Origin of the sequence: Methanobrevibacter sp., from assembly GCF_045577275.1 — an archaeon.
Classification (GTDB): domain Archaea; phylum Methanobacteriota; class Methanobacteria; order Methanobacteriales; family Methanobacteriaceae; genus Methanobrevibacter.
In genome coordinates this window covers 1-3,445 of sequence record NZ_JAZNIB010000227.1, presented here as the reverse complement: position 1 = coordinate 3,445, position 3,445 = coordinate 1, and the positions used below count along the sequence as shown (strand labels likewise).

3 protein-coding genes are annotated in these 3,445 nt (G+C 35.4%); all 3 read left to right on the top strand.

Annotation, left to right across the window (positions count from 1 at the left end; all coding sequences use genetic code 11):
* The first annotated feature begins 47 nt into the window (after positions 1-47).
* Positions 48-1,328 carry a histidinol dehydrogenase gene (gene hisD, locus ACKI67_RS06450; protein WP_407462625.1) on the top strand — a complete coding sequence of 427 codons (1,281 nt, stop codon included), beginning with the start codon at positions 48-50 and terminating at the stop codon, positions 1,326-1,328.
* 119 nt (positions 1,329-1,447) lie between these two features.
* Positions 1,448-2,770 carry an aspartate--tRNA(Asn) ligase gene (gene aspS / locus ACKI67_RS06445; protein WP_407462624.1) on the top strand — a complete coding sequence of 441 codons (1,323 nt, stop codon included), beginning with the start codon at positions 1,448-1,450 and terminating at the stop codon, positions 2,768-2,770.
* 189 nt (positions 2,771-2,959) lie between these two features.
* Positions 2,960-3,445, top strand: a 486-nt coding sequence (locus ACKI67_RS06440) for an NAD(P)/FAD-dependent oxidoreductase (protein WP_407462623.1), incomplete at its 3' end; no start/stop codon positions are given.

The window sequence follows — 3,445 nt, the reverse complement described above, 5'->3', positions numbered from 1 at the left end:
TAATTATTTTATTAGTTATTTTATTTTATTTAGTAAAGAGTGGTAGAATGGAAATTCTAAAATATGATAAGGAAACTGCAGATGATTTAATCAAAAGGTCACAGGCAGACATCAATGAAATCTTGAACATAGTTTCAGATATTCTCAAAGATGTAAAAGAGAATAAGGATGAAGCTGTCAAAAGATACACTGCCAAGTTCGATAAAGCGGAATTGGATGATTTGCAAGTTTCTGAAGATGAAATTAAAGAAGCTTATGATAATTTAGATAAAGATCTTATTGAAGCACTTGAAAGAGCATCTGAAAATATAGAAAAATTCCATAAAGCTCAAATTCCAGAAGAATGGTCTATGGAAGTGAACACTGGAATTACTGCTGGACAAATCATAAGGCCAATAAATAGTGTTGGCTGTTACATTCCAGGAGGAAGGGCCGCTTATCCTTCATCCATCCTCATGGAAGTGATTCCTGCTAAAATAGCTGGAGTTGAAAGGATCATATGTTGCACTCCTCCAGGTGCAGATGGAAAAATAATGGATGCAATTTTAGTGGCTGCAGATTTAGCTGGAGCTGATGAAATCTACAAATGCGGTGGATCCCAAGCTATTGCAGCAATGGCTTATGGAACAGAATCAATCGAAAAGGTTGAAAAGATTGTAGGTCCTGGAAACGTATTTGTTACTGGAGCTAAAAAGTTAGTTTACGGTGATGTGGATATTGAATTCCCAGCAGGACCATCTGAAGTCCTAATCCTTTGTGACAATACTGCTGTTCCAGAATATCTTGCTCATGACTTTTTATCACAAGCTGAACATGACCCTGAAGCATCATGCTTTTTAGTTACAGATGATGAGGAAATAGCCAACAAGGCTAAAGATTTGATTGAAGAGTTTGCAAAAAAAGCTGCAAGACGTGAGATCATCGAAGAATCTTTGGAAAAACATGGCCATATCATTCTTTGTGAAAATATGGAAGAGGCTATTGACTTTACCAACACTTATGCTCCTGAGCATTTGATCATCACTACAGAAGATGATAAGGCAGTTCTTGATAAGATTAAAAATGCAGGATCCATTTTCTTAGGAAAATATTCCCCTGTGGCTGCAGGAGATTACGGTTCTGGAACCAATCATGTTTTGCCAACAGGCGGTGGAGCTAAAATGTATTCCGGTCTTTCTACTGAAGCATTCATCAAGAAACCAACTGTTCAGACACTTACTCAAGAAGGTATTGAAGAGCTTGCAAAAACAGTCATTCCAATAGCTGAATATGAAGGTTTCTATGCACATGCAAATTCTGTGAAAGTCAGATTGAATAAAGAACTCTAGAAACTAAATAAAATAATAAAACATAAAATATTAAATTAAATCAAATATTTAAGAAATTATGATTATTAATAAATATTAATGATAAACAAATTATGTAAATTATAATCGAGGCGATATAAGTGGATTATTTATTAGGCGATTTAAGAAGAACTCATTATTCTAAAGACGTAAACCCGGACATCAGCGGTGAAGACGTCATTATTATGGGTTGGGTACACGAAATCAGAGACTTAGGTGGAATCATCTTTGTAATCGTAAGAGACAGAGATGGATTAGTGCAAATTACTGCACCAAGTAAAAAAGTGGATGCATCAATTTTAGACGATTTGAGAGCACTTAGAAAAGAATCTGTCGTTGCAATCAAAGGTACTGTACAAGATGCAGGAAAAGCACCAAATGGTGTGGAAATCATTCCAGCTGAAGTCATTATCTTAAACCCAGCTAAACAACCATTACCAATGGACCCTACAGAAAAGGTAAAAGCTGAAATTGATACAAGATTAAACTCAAGATTCCTTGACTTAAGAAAAGCAAATGTAAGTTCAATCTTTAAGATAAAAGCAAACATGTTCAAGACTGTCCGTGATTACTTCAACGAACAAGGCATGATTGAAATCAACACTCCTAAACTTGTAGCTTCCGCTACTGAAGGAGGAACTGAACTTTTCCCAATCACTTACTTTGAGAAAGAAGCTTTCCTCGGCCAATCCCCTCAATTGTACAAGCAAATGATGATGGGTGCTGGATTTGACAAAGTATTTGAAATCGGTCAAATATTCAGAGCTGAAGAGCATGATACCTTAAGACACTTGAACGAAGCAGTTTCCATCGACTGTGAAATCTCCTTTGCAGATGACGTTGATGTAATGAAAGTATTGGACGGCATGATCACTGCTGTACTCCAATCCACCAAAGAAAACTGTGCAAAAGAATTGGAAATTTTAGAATACGACTTAAGCGCTATTCCTGAAGGACCATTCCCAGAAGTCAAATATGATGACGCTGTAGACATCATCAACTCAAAAGGAATCGATATGGAATGGGGTGAAGACTTATCCAGAGAAGCTGAAAAAGCTTTAGGAGATACTCAAGAAGGTTTCTACTTCTTAACCGATTGGCCAACTGCAATTAAACCGTTCTATGCAATGCCTTACGAAGACACTCCAGAAATCAGCCATGCTTTCGACTTAATGTACAAAAACTTAGAAATCTCATCAGGTTCCACTAGGGTCCACCAATACGACCTTTTAGTAAAACAAATGATTGAAAGAGACTTGAACCCAGATGGATTCGGAAGTTACTTGAAAGCATTCGAATACGGTATGGCTCCTCACGCAGGTTGGGGTGTAGGTGCAGACAGATTAGCTATGGTCTTAACTGGTGTTGAAAACATTAGGGAAACTGTTCTCTTCCCAAGAGACAGACACAGATTAACCCCATAAGTTGATCAATAAACCAAAAAATTTAAAATTAAAAAAAAAAACAATAAATAAGGAATTTCCTTATTTATTTACATTTCATTATAGAACTAAAAACTATTTTTATACTTATTTTAAAATTCCGATTTCACTATTTTAATGATTAAACGATATAATAAACTTAATATAATAAATTTAATTCAAGGTAATAATATGCAGGAATATAAGGTAGCAATTATAGGAGGAGGGCCAGCCGGAATGATGGCTGCAATAAAGGCAGCACAGGAATTAGGTCCAAAAACTGTATGCATAATAGAAAAGAATGATAGCTTAGGAAAAAAGCTTCTCATGACAGGAGGAGGACGTTGCAACATTGCAAACAACACTCCTATCCATGACCAATTGAACTATTACAATAAAAACAAAAATTTCCTTAAGCATGCATTGTACACATTGCCTCAGGAAAAATTGCTTGAAATATTTGAAGATAAAGACCTTGAATTTCATATAGAAGACAAAAAGAGAATCTTCCCAGACAGTGAAGATGCCCATGATATCTTAGATATTTTGGAAGAATATCTTGAAGAATTAGAAGTAGATATACATACCAATTGTCCAATCAATGCAAATGATATTGAACATGAATTAAATGAAAGAATGGAACCAGTATTCTTAATAGAAAATGAAAACATATCATTA